Source organism: Streptomyces sp. RP5T (assembly GCF_003933965.1).
In the GTDB taxonomy this organism is placed as follows: domain Bacteria; phylum Actinomycetota; class Actinomycetes; order Streptomycetales; family Streptomycetaceae; genus Streptomyces.
Genome location: NZ_RSAJ01000014.1, coordinates 21,843 through 38,325 on the forward strand (window position 1 = coordinate 21,843; position 16,483 = coordinate 38,325).

17 protein-coding genes are annotated in these 16,483 nt (G+C 73.1%); 9 read left to right on the plus strand and 8 right to left on the minus strand.

The window, feature by feature from the left end; genetic code table 11:
* Positions 1 to 100 precede the first annotated feature (100 nt).
* The 8 genes from EHS43_RS03020 to EHS43_RS03055 all read right to left on the minus strand — a co-directional run bounded on the left by EHS43_RS03020 (position 101) and on the right by EHS43_RS03055 (position 6,245).
* The gene (locus tag EHS43_RS03020) at positions 101 to 388 is read right to left on the minus strand and encodes a hypothetical protein (protein ID WP_125188963.1); all 288 of its coding nucleotides are present in this window, start codon (positions 386 to 388) and stop codon (positions 101 to 103) included.
* 72 nt (positions 389 to 460) lie between these two features.
* Positions 461 to 1,318, minus strand: a complete 858-nt coding sequence (locus tag EHS43_RS03025; protein ID WP_125188964.1) for a universal stress protein — start codon at positions 1,316 to 1,318, stop codon at positions 461 to 463.
* Between the two features lie 128 nt (positions 1,319 to 1,446).
* Positions 1,447 to 2,439 carry a nitroreductase family protein gene (locus EHS43_RS03030; RefSeq protein WP_260470361.1) on the minus strand — a complete coding sequence of 331 codons (993 nt, stop codon included), beginning with the start codon at positions 2,437 to 2,439 and terminating at the stop codon, positions 1,447 to 1,449.
* A 34-nt stretch (positions 2,440 to 2,473) separates the two neighbouring features.
* Complete coding sequence (locus tag EHS43_RS03035) at positions 2,474 to 3,367, minus strand: pyridoxamine 5'-phosphate oxidase family protein (protein ID WP_125188965.1); 894 nt, start codon at positions 3,365 to 3,367, stop codon at positions 2,474 to 2,476.
* A 61-nt stretch (positions 3,368 to 3,428) separates the two neighbouring features.
* On the minus strand, positions 3,429 to 3,887 hold the full coding sequence (locus EHS43_RS03040; protein WP_125188966.1) for an Hsp20/alpha crystallin family protein: 459 nt from the start codon (positions 3,885 to 3,887) through the stop codon (positions 3,429 to 3,431).
* Positions 3,888 to 3,945: 58 nt separating this feature from the next.
* A complete protein-coding gene (locus EHS43_RS03045; protein WP_125188967.1) occupies positions 3,946 to 4,233 on the minus strand; it encodes a DUF1876 domain-containing protein in 288 nt (95 codons plus the stop codon).
* Positions 4,234 to 4,244: 11 nt separating this feature from the next.
* A complete protein-coding gene (locus EHS43_RS03050) occupies positions 4,245 to 5,591 on the minus strand; it encodes a nicotinate phosphoribosyltransferase (protein WP_125188968.1) in 1,347 nt (448 codons plus the stop codon).
* Between the two features lie 45 nt (positions 5,592 to 5,636).
* Positions 5,637 to 6,245 carry a hypothetical protein gene (locus tag EHS43_RS03055; RefSeq protein ID WP_125188969.1) on the minus strand — a complete coding sequence of 203 codons (609 nt, stop codon included), beginning with the start codon at positions 6,243 to 6,245 and terminating at the stop codon, positions 5,637 to 5,639.
* A 277-nt stretch (positions 6,246 to 6,522) separates the two neighbouring features.
* On the opposite strand from EHS43_RS03055, the gene EHS43_RS03060 reads away from it, so the two are divergent.
* The 9 genes from EHS43_RS03060 to EHS43_RS03100 all read left to right on the plus strand — a co-directional run.
* A complete protein-coding gene (locus EHS43_RS03060; RefSeq protein WP_125188970.1) occupies positions 6,523 to 7,392 on the plus strand; it encodes a universal stress protein in 870 nt (289 codons plus the stop codon).
* Positions 7,385 to 8,905: an AAA family ATPase gene (locus EHS43_RS03065; RefSeq protein WP_260470362.1), complete on the plus strand. Its 1,521-nt coding sequence runs from the start codon at positions 7,385 to 7,387 to the stop codon at positions 8,903 to 8,905. Before EHS43_RS03060 ends, EHS43_RS03065 begins: the two co-directional genes overlap by 8 nt.
* 20 nt (positions 8,906 to 8,925) lie before the next feature.
* Positions 8,926 to 9,501: a hypothetical protein gene (locus EHS43_RS03070; protein WP_125188971.1), complete on the plus strand. Its 576-nt coding sequence runs from the start codon at positions 8,926 to 8,928 to the stop codon at positions 9,499 to 9,501.
* Complete coding sequence (locus EHS43_RS03075; RefSeq protein WP_260470363.1) at positions 9,477 to 11,054, plus strand: FAD-dependent monooxygenase; 1,578 nt, start codon at positions 9,477 to 9,479, stop codon at positions 11,052 to 11,054. The genes EHS43_RS03070 and EHS43_RS03075 overlap by 25 nt, the downstream gene beginning before the upstream one ends.
* An 88-nt stretch (positions 11,055 to 11,142) precedes the next feature.
* Complete coding sequence (locus EHS43_RS03080) at positions 11,143 to 12,168, plus strand: alcohol dehydrogenase catalytic domain-containing protein (RefSeq protein ID WP_125188979.1); 1,026 nt, start codon at positions 11,143 to 11,145, stop codon at positions 12,166 to 12,168.
* A gap of 111 nt (positions 12,169 to 12,279) precedes the next feature.
* Positions 12,280 to 14,070 carry an acetate--CoA ligase gene (gene acsA, locus EHS43_RS03085; RefSeq protein ID WP_125188972.1) on the plus strand — a complete coding sequence of 597 codons (1,791 nt, stop codon included), beginning with the start codon at positions 12,280 to 12,282 and terminating at the stop codon, positions 14,068 to 14,070.
* Positions 14,067 to 15,143: a pyruvate dehydrogenase (acetyl-transferring) E1 component subunit alpha gene (gene pdhA / locus EHS43_RS03090; protein ID WP_125188973.1), complete on the plus strand. Its 1,077-nt coding sequence runs from the start codon at positions 14,067 to 14,069 to the stop codon at positions 15,141 to 15,143. Before acsA ends, pdhA begins: the two co-directional genes overlap by 4 nt.
* Positions 15,144 to 15,145: 2 nt before the next feature.
* Positions 15,146 to 16,138, plus strand: coding sequence for an alpha-ketoacid dehydrogenase subunit beta (locus EHS43_RS03095; RefSeq protein WP_125188974.1), 993 nt, complete (start codon positions 15,146 to 15,148; stop codon positions 16,136 to 16,138).
* A 2-nt stretch (positions 16,139 to 16,140) separates the two neighbouring features.
* Positions 16,141 to 16,483: biotin/lipoyl-containing protein (locus EHS43_RS03100; protein WP_312023406.1), on the plus strand; the 343-nt coding region annotated here is incomplete at its 3' end.

Consider the following 16,483-nt stretch of genomic DNA (forward strand, 5'->3'; position numbering starts at 1 on the left):
CACCGACCGACGTCGGCCGGATTCCGTAGCCGCACCCCCGGACCTGCGCGCGGGACCCCGCGCGCAGGTCGGCGCGGGGTCCCGCCGGGTGAGGCGTGCTCTACTTCCGCGGCGCCACGGCCAGCTGGGCGTCGATCGCCTGCATCGTCGTGAACCGCCCGTTGCCGATCCCCACGTTCGGGCTCGTGTGGTTCTGCGTGGAGTTCGTGGCCGCGTTGGACAGGTTCTCCCAGTTGTTCTCCAGCTGCAGCCCCGTCACCTGGAACTCGTCCTGGCCCGACCCGTTGCCGCTGACCGGCCGCGCAGTCGGCCGCGGATGCGAGCTCGGGATGCGGCCGAACGTGGTGGGGGCGGCGGCGTCCGAGCAGTGCGCCGCGGCCGACTGCACGGACCTGTGACGACGCGGTCCTCTGGACCGTGGTCGCCGAGTGCTCCATCGCCCATCGGCTCCAGGCGGTTGTCAGACCCGCCGGGGTACGACGGCGACCGGGCAGGCCGAGTGGTGCAGCAGGGTGTGGGCGGCCCTGCCGAGCTGGAGACCGAAGTGACCGTGTCCGCGTACCGCTCCGACGACGACCAGGTCGGCGTCGGCCGCCGCGTCGAGCAGGGCGCGGTGGGCCGGGCCCTCGACCGTGTGGCGGTGGACGGAGAGGTCGGGGTGTTCTCGCACGGCGTCGCGCAGAGCGTCCTCCAGTTCGGAGCCGGCCCGCGTGTCGTCCGCGACGAGGGGATCGTCCCCCTGTTCACGGGCGGGTCGGCGCCAGGCCCGTACGGCCGTCAGGGCGCAGCCGCGTGCCTGTGCCTCACGGGCGGCGAACCGCACGGCGCCCGCGCTGTCGGCGACTTCACCGACGCCCACCACGACCCTGCCGAGGGATCCCCGGAGGTTGGGCTCCTCGCCCCGGACCACGACGACCGGGCACACGGCGCGTGCCGCCACGGCCAGGCTGACCGAGCCCAGGAGCAGCCCCGCCACCTCGCCCCGCCCGCGTTCCCCCACGACCAGGGCGAACGCGTCGGGTGCCGCGCGCAGCAGTGCGGGGACGGCGTCGTCGGGCACGGCCTCCTCGGCCACCTTCACCTCCGGGTCGCGGAGCCCGGCGCGGTGCGCGCAGGAGGCGACGATGTTCTGCGCCATCACCTCCCCGGCGTGCCGGCCGGTGGTGAACGACGGCAGGGTCCGCTCGTAGCGCTCCCACCGGAAGGCGTGGAGCAGGCGCAGCGGCAGTCCGTGGCGTGCCGCCTCGTCCACCGCCCAGTCGACCGCCCGCAGACTGGAGTCCGATCCGTCGACGCCCACGACCAGCGGGAGTTCCATCACCGCCACCGCCTTCCCGTCCGGCTGCTGACAGACCCCCTCTGCATACCGTCGCACCACCCGCGAGTCACCGCGAGACAGGAGTCGAACCGCTCGGTTCGGCTTGCGGTGCCCACCCGTCGCCCGTGTCAGGGCTCGATGTCCAGCACCTGCGAGACCGGGCGGCGCGGGGTGCCCGGGCCCTTGGGGCCGTAGCCCAGGCGGAGCACGATCTGTGTGTGGCCCGCCCCGGTCGACGGGTCGCGCAGCGGCCAGCGCAGGTCGGTCCATTCGAGGGGCTGGGTGGCGAACGAGCTGGACAGCCCGTGGAGCGTGGCGAGCAGCAGGACGCGTTGCATGGCCTGACCGGCCCTCAGCCAGTCCTCCGGTCGGTCGTGGACCGTGCAGACGAGGGCCAGCTGCGGGGTCTGTTCGAAGTCGGCGGCGTCCCGTCCCGCCACCTGCCGGGTGCCGGTGAAGTCCCGCATGGGTGCCCTTCCTCCGCGCTTGCGCGGCCCGTACGCGTAGTACGGGATGCCCTCGGTGGCATCGACCGCGGACACGGCGTCGTTGACGGTCCAGCGGGCCAGGTCCTGGTCACTGCCCGCGTCGGTGCGGTTGCGGTCCTCGGCCTCCTGGACGAGTTCCAGCACCTCCCCCAGATGCCACGAGGCGGGGAACGCCAGTGTCGCCCCCTCGGCGTACGCCGCGGCGGCGAGGGCCTCCCGTACGGCTGCGGGGATCTCCCTCTCCTCGAACGGGTGGCGGCTGCTGTGCCGCTGGTGGATCGCGGGGTACAGCGCCCCGAGCCCGGGCTCGTCGTCGGCGTCGCCGGCCAGCCGTACGCTCGCGAGATGGGACCCGTCGGAGAGGTCGGGCAGGAGCACGGTGTGCGGGTACCAGCCCTCGTGGACGGCGGCGACCCTCAGGTTGAACAGGGCCGCGCCGCAGCCGAGGTGGAGGTGGCGGGTGTCGGGGTCGGCATGCGGCATGGTGCGCTTGAGGTCGGCGTGCAGTTCCAGGGTGCGGGTGTGCCGGAGGTAGCGGAAACGCCAGGGCTGGGCGTTGTGCATCGACGGGGCGGCAGCGGCGTCGTGCACCAGGGCCGCCACCTGGTTGTCGGACGGGGCTCGTGGGTTCACTGGGGACTCCTCGCACGTGTCGGCGCGCGGGCGACTACTGGTCCGCTGCGGTGATCCGGCGGCCGGTGAGGCTGGTGGGGCGGATCGACACCCACGTCTCCCGTTCTCCCCCCGCCCAGGGTGTGCTGTGCGCCCGCTCTTCGAGCCCGCGCACGGCCTCCGGTTCCGTGACGGCGCTCGCGGGTCCGACGGCGAGCACGCTCCAGCCCTGGCTCAGGGCCTCGTCCACGTGGTCGACCTCGAAGGCGACCTCCGTCGCGACGGCCGCCGCGGGCAGCGAGTCGGGGGCGGTCCGGAAGACGATGGCGTCGTCGACGACCTCGTAGTTGACCGGGACGATCGCCGGGCGGCCGTCGGGCGCCGACACCGCGACGCGCCCCACGCCGTGGGTGGACAGCAGGGCACGGCACTCGTCCGGGCCGAGGTCCCGCAGCCGTGGATGCAGCAGCGCGTGGCCCTGGCCGGGCGGCAGGTCCGCTCCTCCCCCGCGCAGAGCGGCGGCGGTCGTGCCCAGTGCGTCGGCCAGGCCGATGAGCGCCGCCGTGCTCGGGTCGGCCGGATGCTCCTCCAGGTACGCCAGGTAGCCGGGCGCCATCCGCGCGCGGCGGGCCGTCTCCTCGCGGTCGAGTCCCTGTCTGCGGCGCTCGGCCGCCACCCGTCGGCCGATGTCGCCGGGGTCCGCCGCAGCGGCCCCCGCCCCGCCGGTGTCCGGTGCGGCGTGGACCGTGCCGGGTTGTCCCTGCTCCAGATGGCGGACATGCGCGTCGGGACCGGGGAACACGAGCGTCACCTCGTCCGTGTCCGACCAGCGCACGTCGTACGGCGGTGTGCCGTCCGCGTGGTGGAGTCCCACGATCTCCCCGTCGCGCCGGGTGGCGTCGGACTTCGTGCTTTCGATGACGAGTTGGTCGCCGAGGTGAGCTCGCATGGTGGCCGGCCTCTCTCGCGGATGGTGCGGACGGTGCTGTGCCTCGCGTGGGAATCCGGGCTCAGCCGGTGATCTCGATGCGCTGCGTCTGCCCCCTCTCGGTCTTGGGGACCCTGACCGTGAGGACGCCGTTGGTCAGTTCCGCGCTGATGTGCTCGGTGTCGGCGTTCGGCGGCAGCGTGGCACGGTAGTCGAACTGGCCGATCCGGCGGGTGTGCCTGCGGACCGCCCCCGTGTGCTCCCGCTGCTTGACCTCACCGTGGACGTCGAGTTCGCCCTCGGAGACCTCCACGGTGATCTGGTCCTTGTCCATGCCGGGCAGCTCCAGCTCCACCAGGTAGGCGTCCTCGGCGTCCTCGATGTCGGCCATCGGCGCCCAGGGCTCGGTGCCGCCGAACGCGGGCCATCCGCCGCCGGTGAACGCGGCGTGCATCAGCTGGTCCACCCTCGTGCGGAGGTCGTCCAGCTCGCGCAGTGCGGCGGGCAGCGTGCCGCTGCTGTGTCGTGCGGGGTGTGTCATGGGTGTTCCCTCCTCGGTTACACGGACTTCGGCCTCAGACAGGTTTTCTGCGGCGGTTTCACAGCGACCACGCCGCGTTCTCCCGCGTGGTCGGCCGGGCTGTGCCCATTGCCTCGATGTCGCGCTCGGCGACTTGCAGCAGTCGTCCGGCCAGGTCGTTCAGCGCGCGGCCGGCCGCCAGTTCGTCGCCTATCTCCGGGACGTTGGCGTCCGCCGGATTGCAGTGGGCGGTCCCGTGACCGTTGAGCTCCGTGGTGCCGGTCTTCAGCACCAGATGGGCCTTCGTCGTTCCGTCGTCGTCCTCGAAAAGGTGGAGACGGACCTTCCATTCCAAGGTGTGCGGCATCGCTTTCCTCCTCATGTCGGTACCGACCGATGTGGTGCGAGCTGCTCCTCGATGTCGTGCCGGACGCGGGTGGTGAGCGCGTCCAGCCGCCGCGAGGTCGTGGCGCGGGGCGCGACCGGCGCCCGGATGCGGCGGGCCGCGGAGGGCAGCGCGCCCAGGTCCGCGGCGCATCGGGCCCGGCACTCGTCGAGCGTGGGCCGCCCGCCGGTGCGGCGGCCGTTCTCCATCACCGTCTCCAGCAGCGCGACGCCGTCGGCCGGTGGCCGCTCGTCGGCGAGGGCGATCACGTCCGCACAGCCGGGACGGCGGAACACCTGTTTGGGGCCGGGTGCCGTCACCTTCGCCGACGACAGCTTCATCACCGGGCGGCCGTCGTACTCCACCATCTTGTAGGCGGAGTCCAGATACGGGGCGTCGGCCGACACCCCCACGCGGGTACCGACGGCGTAGGTGTCGATCGGTGTCCCGGAGCGCACCAGGGTGTCCACGGCGTACTCGTCGAGACCGCCGCTGGCGACGATCCGCACGTCCGGCAGGCCCGCCCCGTCGAGGATGGTCCGGGTGCGCGCCGCGAGGTCCCCGAGGTCGCCGCTGTCCAGCCGTACGGCGCAGCCGGGCCCGCGGTCCAGGTCGTGCAGGACGTGTGCCGCGGCACGGACGCCGTCCTCGGTGTCGTAGGTGTCCACCAGCAGGGTCACGGGGCCGGGGTGGCAGCGGGCGAAGGCGCGGAACGCCTCGTCCTCGGAGGCGAACGCCTCCACGTAGGAATGGGCCATGGTGCCCACGGCGGGTATGCCCAGGGCGGTGGCCGCGGCCACGTTGCTGGTGGCGGCGAAACCGGCCAGTGCGCCGAGGCGGGCGGCCTGGAAGCCGGCCTGCGGGCCGTGGGTGCGCCGCAGGGAGAAGTCGACGACCGGGTGCCCGGCCGCGGCGAGCACACAGCGCGCGGCCTTCGAGGCGACCGCCGTCTGGTGGCTGAGCAGGTTGAGCAGGTACGTCTCCACCAGTTGCGCCTGCGGGAGGGGTGCCGTCACCTCCAGCAGGGGCTCGCCCGCGAGCACGACCCGCCCTTCCGGCACCGCCCGCACCCGGCCGGTGAACGCCAGCCCGTCCAGGGGCTCCAGATCCCGCGGCGGGCGGTGCAGCGCGCGGGCGAAGGCGTCGACGTCCTCGGGGCCGACACGGAACCCGGACAGGTGGTCCAGGGCGGACTCCAGCCCGGCCGCGATCAGGAAGCCGCGCCCGGGAGGCAGGTCACGGACGAACAGGCTGAACGTGGCCGGCGCGGTCATCCCCTCCCGCAGGTAGGACATGGCCATCGTGACCTCGTACAGGTCGGTGGTCGTCGCATCCGACATCGGTGCACCTCCTGGGCCGCGTGGGCCGGGTCCGGTCGCCGGTCGTCACCGGCGGAAACGGGCGGACCACAGCGGCTCCGCCCGCTCCCACTCGGCGTCCCACTGCGCGTACCTGCGGCGGTCCACCAGCCGGCGGGTGGCCACCCAGAGCCCGTAGCACCCGTAGGTGACGCCGAACGCCGCCGCCGCACCCATCACCCAACCGGTGGTCGTCGCGTTGAGCCGGCTCGCCGGCGGGCCGGTGACGGTTCCCTTCCGGTCCACCCACACGCGCACGGCGGTGCCCTTGGCCGTTCCCGGCTTCACCAGGGCCGCTCCGGTCCGCACCACGCCGCCGGGATCGGTCCAGCGGATCTGCGCCGGTTGCTTCGCCGCGCTGTTCTTCTCGCGCGGGACGTTCTCGGTGAGCCGGGCGGTGACCTCGTGCCGTTCCGCCGCCTGGGCACGGACGGTGCGCATCGAGGATCCGTACGCCGTCGTGCCCGCGCTGTAGGCGGCCACGGGCAGCCCGAGGACGAGGACGATCATCAGGAAGTGGCGGAACCACCATTCGAATCTGTCGGACGGACGCCGCAGCGGGTTCTCCCGCGGTGGCATGTGCCGGCTGCGCGGCGAGGGCGGACCGGATGTGTACGGCGATCCTTGGGTGTTCATGGGTCGTCCTCCAGCGGGTGCTGGTCACTCCCCCCACTCCGCGTCCAGTGTCGGACACCGCCGCGTCGGGGTCCTGGGCCGAAGGTCCCTGGCGAACCGGCTTCCGGCCCCGTAGCCGTTCGCGTCCCGCCCGGTCCACATGCGCGCCGGGAGGGATTGGGGTACTTCTCGAAGGAGAGAACGCACCACGCTCGCCCTGCCGGCGACGCCCGGACCTGTGCGCCACCGGACTCGTTCACCGACATCTCCAGCTTCGTACGAGACGGAGGCCGTCGCCATGCAACCAGCGATCACCGTGGGCCTCGACGGCTCACCCGAGAGCCTCGCCGCCGCCCGCTGGGCCGCCGACGAGGCCGAGAGCCGGGGTCTGACCCTGCGGCTGCTGCACGCCTGGCCGCTGCTGGCACCGCAGCCTGCCCACGGCACCGCCGAGGTCGACCAGAACTACTGGTCGAAGCGTCTGGTCCACACCGCGCAGAAGGAGTTGCAGGCACGTCATCCGGGTCTGACCGTCCTCGGGAACCTGGTCCCCGAGGACGCCCAGGAGGCTCTCATCAAGGCCGCCTCCGAGTCCGAGATGCTGGTGCTCGGCTCCCGTGGGATGGAAACCGTCGTGAGCTACTTCATGGGTGACATCAGCATGCCGGTCGTGGCGCGTGCCGAGCGACCGGTCGTCCTGGTCCGGGCCGAGCCGACAGCGGAGGGACCTCCCTCCGCGACCGCGGCGCCCGTGGTGGTGGCGCTGCAACTGCACGACTCGGCTGAGGAGTTGCTCGACTTCGCCTTCCACACCGCCGCGGCCCGGGGCGTTCCGCTGCTGGCCGTCCACGGGCGCAGCGTGCCGCTCCACGCGCGCACTCCCTGGGGTGCGGACCACGAGGTCGCCGAGGAGATGACGCGGGAGGCGCACAAGGAGCTGCGGGGTGCGCTGCGGCCCTGGCACGAGAAGTACCCGCAGGTGGAGGTGGCCGACAGTGTCCGTCTGGCGAGTCCCGCCAAGGCCGTCGTCCAGGCCTCCGAGGGTGCCGCGCTGCTGGTCGTCGGCCGGCACGCGCACCGGCACGGTGTGACACCGCACCTGGGCCACGTCGCCCACGCGGCCCTCCATCACGCTCGGTGCCCCGTAGCCGTCGTCCCCCATGACTGAGCCGGGCCGTCCCGGCGGGCAGCCGTCGCGGGCCGAGGTGTGCGAGACCCACACCGCGATCCTGTTCTTCGCCGGTGACCGTGCCTACAAGGTCAAGAAGCCCGTGAACCTGGGCTTCCTCGACTACAGCGAGCAGGCGGCACGCCGGGCCGCGTGCGAGCGCGAGGTCGCCCTCAACCGCCGCTTCGCGCCGGACGTGTACGTGGGCCTGGGCGAGGTGCGCAGTCCTGACGCCGAGGCACCGGAGCCGCTCGTGGTGATGCGTCGTATGCCGGCGGACCGACGCCTGTCCCAGCTGGTGCGCACCGGCGCTCCGCTCGACGACGTGCTGCGCACCGTGGCCAGACGGCTCGCCACCTGGCACGCCGAGGCACCCCGTGGCCGGGACGTGGACGAACAGGGCACGCGGGACGCTCTGTCGTCGCGCTGGGAAGCGAGCTTCGCGCAGATCCGCGCACGGGCCGGTGCCGGCTCCGTGCCCGAGGGGGTACCCGAGGTCGAACGGCTCGTGCACGGGTATCTCGCCGGACGCGAGCGGCTGTTCGACTCCCGCATCGAGCAGAAGCGGGTCGTCGACGGCCACGGAGACCTGCTCGCCGAGGACGTCTTCTGCCTCGACGACGGGCCCCGTGTCCTGGACTGCCTGGAGTTCGACGACCGCCTCCGCCACGTCGACGGTCTCGACGACGCCGCCTTCCTCGCCATGGACCTCGAACAACTCGGCGCCCCGGACGCCGCCGCCCTCTTCCTCGCCCACTACACCGAGTACTCCGGCGACCCCGCTCCCCCGTCCCTGTGGCACCACTACGTCGCCTATCGCGCGTTCGTCCGCGCCAAGGTGTCGCTCATCCAGGCGGGCCAGGGAGCACCGGGAGCGGAGCGGGCGTCACGACGGCTGGTCTCCGCCACCCTGCGCCACCTGCGCACCGCCGCCGTCGGACTGACCGTGGTCGGCGGACCGCCCGGCAGCGGGAAGTCCACCCTCTCCGGTGCGCTCGCCGACCGGCTGGAGGCCACCCTCCTGAGCAGCGACCGCCTCCGCAAGGAACTGGCGGGCATCGACCCCGAGCAGTCGGCCGCGGCCGCGTACGGCGAAGGGCTGTACACCGCCGAGTGGACGGCCCGGACCTACGCCGCCCTGCTCGACCGCGCGGCGGCCCTGCTGGCGTCCGGCGAGTCCGTCGTACTGGACGCCACCTGGTCCAGCACGGAGCAGCGTGCGGCGGCCCGACGTGTGGCCGAGCGGACCAGTGCCGACCTGGTGGCCCTGCACTGCCAGGTGCCGGGCGAGGTCTCGGCGGCCCGTCTGAGCACCCGCGCCCCCGGGCCGTCCGACGCCGACCTCGCCGTCGCCGCCGCCATCGCGGACGGGGAGCCCGCGTGGCCGGAGGCCGTCACCGTCGACACCAGTGGGCCCGTGGAGGCCGCCGTCTCCCGGGCGCTGGCCGCCGTACGGCCGTGGGGCACCGAACAGGCGCCGGTCTTCCGCCGCCCCTACATGGAGCCGGACTAGGCAGCCAACCGGAGGCCACCGTGAGTGAACAGAGACCCCTTCCTTCGGGGCAGGCGTGGCGAGCCGTGGCCACGTGTGTCGCCGCCGCCTTCCCCCTGCTCGCCGGCCACCGCGTCCACCTGGCCGAGGACCGGGTCGGGACACGGCTGCGCTTCACGGACGGCACCTCGGGCCGGGTGTACCGGGAGACCCGGCTCGGCAGCGGCCTGGCGAAGGACCCGTGCACCCTGCTGGTCACCTTCCGGCTGCGCGGTGTGCGCGGTCCGGCACACACGCTGTTCCGCCGGGAGAGCCTGCTGAACACACCCCTGTTCGTCGGCTTCCCCGGCTTCACCTCGAAGCTGTGGCTGGCCCACGACGAGCAGGGCAGGTACCGCGGCGTGTACGAGTGGGACGGCGCAGCCCGCGCCGAGCACTACGCGCGCTCCCTGTGGCGCGTTCTGGCGCTGGTCAGTGTGCCCGGTTCGATCCGGTACACGATCGTGCCCGGGCGGCGTCGCGACGACGTCATCACCGGACCCGGGCTCCTCGACGACGTCGCGGATCGCGGAACCCCGGCTGAGGAGGCCTGGTGGCACATACGGACCGGGCCATGATGCCGCCCGTGGACGTCCTCGTCGTCGGCGCCGGTACGACCGGGCTCACTCTGGCGCTCCAGGCTCACGCCCACGGCGCGAGCGTCCGGGTGGTGGAGCGGCGGCCCGAGCCGTTCCGGCCCTCCAGGGCGCTCATCCTGCACCCCCGGACGCTGGAGGTCCTGCGCCCGCTCGGTGTGACCGAGGCCCTGCTGGATGTGGCGGACACCGCCCCGACGGCCCGTGTCCATCTCGGTTCCCGCGTCGTCGAGGCCGGACTGGGGGATCTGGCACTGCCGGACACCGCGTTCCCTCAGCTCTCCCTCGTGCGGCAGGCCCACGTCGAAAGCGTGCTGACGCGGGCGCTCACCGACCGGGGGGTGGCGGTCGAGCGGGGTACGGAACTGCTGACCGCCCGCGACGACGGGCACGGCGCGCGAGCCGTGCTGCGGTCGGCGCACGGCATCGAGGAGGCCCGCTGCTCCAGTGTGGTCGGCTGTGACGGCCCGGCCAGTGCGGTGCGCGAGAGCGCCGGTATCGGGTGGTACGGCAGGCCCTACGCGGAGGAGGTGATCCTCGCCGACGTCGATCTCGGCAGTGCGTTCGCTCCCTTCGGGGCCCAGGTGTTCGCGGGCCGCGACGGGCTGCTGTTCCTCTTCCCGCTCGGCGAGCAGGCCCCCTGGCGGCTGCTGGCCACCCGGACGTCCGCCGACGGGTCCGGGCGCGACTTCGGCCAGCCCGGACCGGCCGTCCCGCGGGCCGAGCTCCAGCGCCTTGTGGACGACACGGGTCTGGAGGCGGTGATCGAGCGTCTCGCATGGTCCGCCCGGGTGCCGTTGCAGTGCCGCCTGGCCCGGCGGTTCCGCCGCGGGCGGCTCTTCCTGGCCGGGGACGCCGCGCACAACTACTCGCCGGCCACGGGGCAGGGCATGAACGCCGGTATCCAGGACGCGGTGAACCTGGGCTGGAAGCTCGGCCTCACAGCCGACCGCCTCGGGCCCGGCACCGACGTGCTCCTCGACTCCTACGACGGCGAGCGCCGGTCCGCCGCGCAGGGACGGATGGTCCTCACCCACGCGGCGTTCTGGGCGGAGGCGTCGACCGGCCGTGTCCCCTCATGGCTGCGCGCGGTGGGCGCTCCTTGGGCGGCCCCGCTGGTCCCCGCCCTCCTGGACCGGCGGCGGCTGGTCGCCGAGGCCGTCCGCTTGATCTCCCAGCTGCGGGTGAACTACCGGCGCAGTCCCCTGTCGGTCGACGGGACACCGCGTCTTTGGGGCGCTCCTCGCCCGGGGGACCGTCTGCCGGACGCCACGGTGAGCACCGACGGGACCGTCGGACGGCTGCACGGGCTGCTGGCCCGCCCCGGGGTCCACCTGCTGCTCCAGCGCGACGCGGACCCGCCGCCCGATGTCCTGACCGGTCCTCGGGTCACGGTCCTGCGGCTGACGAACAGCCCGGGGCGCGGCCTGCTGGCCGTCCGTCCGGACGGGCACGTCGGTTTCCGCTGCGGGGCCGTGGACCCGGCCGCGCTGAGCGCATGGCTCTCCCTGGCCGGTGTGACAGCGGCCGGTTGAGAGGACCGAGGGGACACACAGGCTCCCGGTTTGCCCGCTCGCCCGGCCGGAGTGACCGTTGAACGGGGGGAGCGAGGGAGTGAGTACCGTGCGAGCGCTCGTCTACCACGGCCCGGGACAGACCTCCTGGGACACCGTCCCCGACCCGACGATCGAGGAGGCGACCGACGCGATCGTCCGCGTCGACGCCACCACCGTCTGCGGCAGCGACCTGCGCATCCTGCGGGGCGACCTCCCCGGGGTGAAACCCGGCACCGTCCTCGGCCACGAGGCCGTGGGCGAGGTCGTGGAGGTCGGAGGCGGCGTCGACCACCTGCGCCCCGGTCATCAGGTCATCGTGTCGGCCGTCTCGGCCTGCGGCCACTGCAGGGAGTGCCGCGACACGAGCCTCGGACAGTGCAGCAGAGGCGGCGGGTGGCTGCTGGGCAACCGGATCGACGGCACCCAGGCCGAGCTGGTGCGGGTGCCCTTCGCGGACCACTCCGCCCACCGGCGGCCCCCCAACGTTCCGCTCGACGAGGCGCTCCTGCTCTGCGACGTCCTGCCGACCGCCTACGAGGTCGGCGTGCGCAACGGCCGTGTCGGCCCCGGCGACACCGTGGTCGTGGTGGGCGCGGGGCCCGTCGGGCTGGCCTGTGTGATCATCGCGCGGCTCTACTCGCCGCGGCGGATCGTGGTGGTGGACCTGTCCGCCGCGCGACTCGAAGCGGCCGCCCGTCTGGGGGCCGACGCCGCGGAACTGCCCGGGAAGATGATCGCCGAACTGTCCGAGGGGCCGGGAGCCGACGTCGTCATCGAGGCGTCCGGCGAGCCGGACGGTTTCGTCCTCAGCACCCGCGCCGTCCGCACCGGAGGGCACATCGCCAACATCGGTGTGCACGGCAAACCGGTCACCCTGCACCTCGAATCCCTCTGGCGCAAGAACGTGACCATCAGCACCGGCCAGGTCGACACGTCCTCCACCCCCTGGCTGCTGGGCCTGGTGCGCTACGGCGACCTGCCCGTCTCCGGGCTGGTCACCCACACCTTCCCGCTGGAGCGGATGCAGGACGCCTACGAGGCGTTCGCCCAGGGCACCACCACGGGCGCCCTCAAAGTCGTACTGCACCGCTGACACCAGGCCGGGCCGCCCGCGGGAGTGCTCCGGCCCACTTCGCCGCCGAAGTGCAGTCACGGCCCGGCTCGGCGACCCTGGAGAACAGGGGCAGTGCCGCAAGGAGCACCGATGCACTGGGAAACCATCCGCAAGACCGACCGTCCCGCCGTCCGGTTCCGTCTCGTCGACTACGACCGGGCTCGCTCCGACTTCACCTGGCGGCAGGCGCGCGCCGAACTGGCCGGACTGCCCGACGGGGGCCTCAACATCGCGTACGAGGCGGTCGACCGGCACGCGGCATCCGGTCACGCTGAGAAGGCCGCGCTGAGATGCGTGGCCCGCGACGACACCGTCTCCACCGTCACGTACGCCGAACTGGCCCGCCGCAGCGCCCGTTTCGCGAACGTCCTGAGGTCCCTCGGCGTCGGCCGCGGGGACCGGGTGTTCACCCTGCTCGGGCGCTGCCCCGAGCTGTACACGTCGGTGCTGGGCACCCTGAAGAACACCAGCGTCCTGTGCCCGCTGTTCTCCGCGTTCGGCCCCGACCCGGTCGAGCAGCGGCTGCGTCTCGGGGACGCCCGGGTCCTGGTCACCACCGCGGCCCTGTACGCGCGCAAGGTCGCCGAGCGACGGGCGTCGCTGCCCGGTCTGGAGCACGTCCTGATCGTCGGCCCCGGCGCCGCGGACCTGCCCGGAACCGCGTCCTTCGACGACCTGATGTCCGCCGCCCCCGACACGTTCGCCATCCCGCCCACGTCCCCGGACGACATGGCGCTGCTGCACTTCACCAGCGGCACCACCGGCACCCCCAAGGGCGCGGTGCACGTCCACGAGGCGGTCGTCGCCCACTACGCGACCGCCGCGTACGCGCTCGACCTGCATCTCGAGGACGTCTACTGGTGCACCGCCGACCCCGGCTGGGTCACCGGCATGTCGTACGGCGTCCTCGCCCCGCTCGTCCACGGTGTGACGTCGGTCGTCGACGAGGGCGACTACGACGCCCGCCGCTGGTACCGGATCCTCGACGAACAACGGGTCACGGTCTGGTACACCGCCCCCACCGCGCTGCGCATGCTGATGCGCGCCACACCGCGCCAGGGCCCCTACGACCTGCCGCGCTCCCACGACCTGTCCGCCCTGCGCTTCATCGCCTCCGTCGGCGAGCCCCTCAACCCGGAGGCCGTGGTCTGGGGCCGGGACGTGCTGGGGCTGCCGGTGCACGACAACTGGTGGCAGACGGAGACCGGTTGCATCATGATCGCGAACTTCGCGGCCTGCGAGATCCGGCCGGGCTCGATGGGCCGCCCGCTGCCGGGCGTCGAGGCGACGGTGCTGGAGCAGGGCGAGGACGGCCGGGCCCAGGTCACCGACGGCAGGGTGACACAGGTCCGAAGCCCGGGCGTCGAGGGCGAGTTGGCGCTGCGCCCTGGCTGGCCGTCGATGTTCCGCGGCTATCTGCACGACAAGGAGCGCTACGACGCGGCGTTCGCGGACGGCTGGTATCTCACCGGCGACCTGGTGCGCCGGGACGCCGACGGCTGGTACTGGTTCGTGGGGCGTGCCGACGACGTCATCAAGTCGGCGGGGCATCTCATCGGCCCGTTCGAGGTGGAGAGCGCGCTCATGGAACATCCACTGGTGGCGGAGGCCGGGGTGATCGGACGGCCCGACCCGGTCGCCGGGAACGTCGTCAAGGCGTTCGTGTCCCTGCGCCCCGGGGTGGAGCCGACGCCGGATCTGGAGCGGGAGCTGCTGGGCTTCGGCCGCCGCAAGCTGGGTCCCGCCGTCGCCCCGCGGGAGATCGCCTTCGACCAGAACCTGCCCAAGACCCGCAGCGGCAAGGTGATGCGCCGGCTGCTGCGGGCGCGCGAGCTCGGCCTGCCCACCGGCGACCTGTCCACTCTGGAGGGATCCGTATGAGCCTCGCCCGCTCCTCCCGCAGCCGGCAGTCCGCGACGCCCCGGAAAGCCGCCCGGAAGACCGCGAAAGCCGCGCAGGCCGCGCAGGCCGAGCCCGGTCCGGACACCGGGCACCGCCGTGACCTGCTGGAGGCGATGCTGCGCATCCGGCGCTTCGAGGAGCGGTGCGTAGAGCTGTACAGCGCCACGAAGATCCGCGGCTTCGTCCACCTCTACATCGGCGAGGAGGCCGTCGCCGTCGGCGTCAACGAGGCGCTCACCCCCGAGGACGCGGTCGTGGCCACCTATCGCGAGCACGGTCACGCCCTGGCCCGCGGCATCACGGCCGAGGCGGTCATGGCCGAGATGTACGGCAGGGCGACCGGCTGCAGCGGCGGCCGGGGCGGGTCCATGCACCTGTTCGACGCCGGCCGGCGCTTCTACGGCGGCAACGCCATCGTCGCCGGCGGACTCCCCCTCGCCGCCGGCCTGGCGCTCGCCGACCGCATGCGCGGACTGAACCGCGTCACCTGCTGCTTCTTCGGCGACGGGGCCTTCGCCGAGGGCGAGTTCCACGAGACGGCGAACCTCGCGGCCCTGTGGAACCTTCCCCTGCTGCTCGTCTGCGAGAACAACCTCTACGCCATGGGCACCGCTCTGGAGCGCCACCAGGCGCAGACCGATCTGGCGATGCGCGCCACCTCCTACGGCATGGTCGCCTGGTCCGTGGACGGCATGGACGTCGAGGCCGTCGAACAGGCCGCCCGGCGGGCCGTCGAGGGCATCCGCACCGGCACCGGCCCGCACTTCCTGGAACTGCGCACCTACCGCTTCCGCGCCCACTCGATGTACGACCCCGACCGTTACCGCGCCAAGGCGGAGATCGAGCGGTGGAAGTCCCGCGACCCGATCACCCTGCTCACGGACCGCCTGCGCAAGAGCGGTGCGCCGGTCGACAAGGACGTCGCCCGCATCGAACGGCGGATCACCGCCGAGATCGACCACGCCGTCGAAGCAGCCGAACAGGCGCCGCAGGAGCCGGTCGAGACCCTGCTCCGGCATGTCACCAGCGCACCGGCGGAGGCGGTGACCTGACCATGGGCACCAGCACGAAGGCCGCGACGACGACCTACCGGGAGGCCCTGCGCGAGGCGCTGCGGGAGGCGCTTGCCGCGGACGAACGGGTGTTCCTCATGGGCGAGGATGTGGGCCGGTACGGCGGCTGCTTCGGCGTCAGCCTCGGGCTGCTGGAGGAGTTCGGCCCCGAACGCGTCCGCGACACCCCGTTGTCGGAGTCGGCGTTCGTGGGCGCCGGCATCGGCGCCGCCCTGGCCGGGATGCGACCGATCGTCGAGATCATGACCGTCAACTTCAGCCTGCTCGCCCTCGACCAGATCCTCAACAACGCCGCCACACTGCTGCACATGTCGGGCGGCCAGCTGGCGGTACCGCTGGTCATCCGCATGACCACGGGCGCCGGACGACAGCTCGCCGCCCAGCACTCGCACAGCCTGGAGGGCTGGTACGCGCACATCCCCGGCATCCGCGTCCTCGCCCCCGCCACCCTGGAGGACGCCCGCCACATGCTGGCCCCGGCGCTCGCCGACCCCGACCCGGTGCTGATCTTCGAGCACGGCAGCCTCTACAACCTCTCCGGCGAACTCCCGCCGTCCGCCGGGCCGGCGGACCTGGACCACGCCGCGATCCGCCGACCCGGCACCGACATCACCCTGATCACCTACGGGGGTTCGCTGTCCAAGGCCCTCGCGGCCGCGGACGAGCTGGCCGCCGAGGGCATCGACGCCGAAGTGATCGACCTGCGCACGCTCCGGCCGCTCGACGTCGCGGCCATCACCGGGTCCGTGGCCCGTACCCACCGTGCCGTGGTCGTCGACGAGGCTTGGCGGACCGGCAGTCTGGCCGCCGAGGTGTCAGCCCGGATCGCGGAGGACGCGTTCTACGAACTGGACGCCCCCGTCGAGCGGGTGTGCAGCGCGGAGGTCCCGATGCCGTACGCCCGGCAACTGGAGGAGGCCGCCCTGCCGCAGACCGGCGACATCGTGGCGGCGGCCCATCGGGCGGTGGACTGACCATGGCCGAGTTCACCATGCCGTCCCTCGGCGCCGACATGGACGAGGGCACCCTGCTCGAATGGCTGGTGCGGCCCGGTGACCCCGTCCACAAGGGTGATCCGGTCGCGGTGGTCGAGACGGCGAAGTCGACGATCGAGGTGGAGTGCTTCGAGACCGGCACGATGTCCGAGCTGCTGGTCGATCCGGGCGCCACGGTGCCGGTGGGCACACCGCTCGCGGTGATCGGGACGCCGGGCAAGGAGGGCGCCGGGAGACCGAGGAAGCGGACGGCACGCCGCGCACGTAAGAAGAGCGAGCCCACCGAGCCCACGCCGACAGCACCGCCTCCTCCCCCTGCCCCGT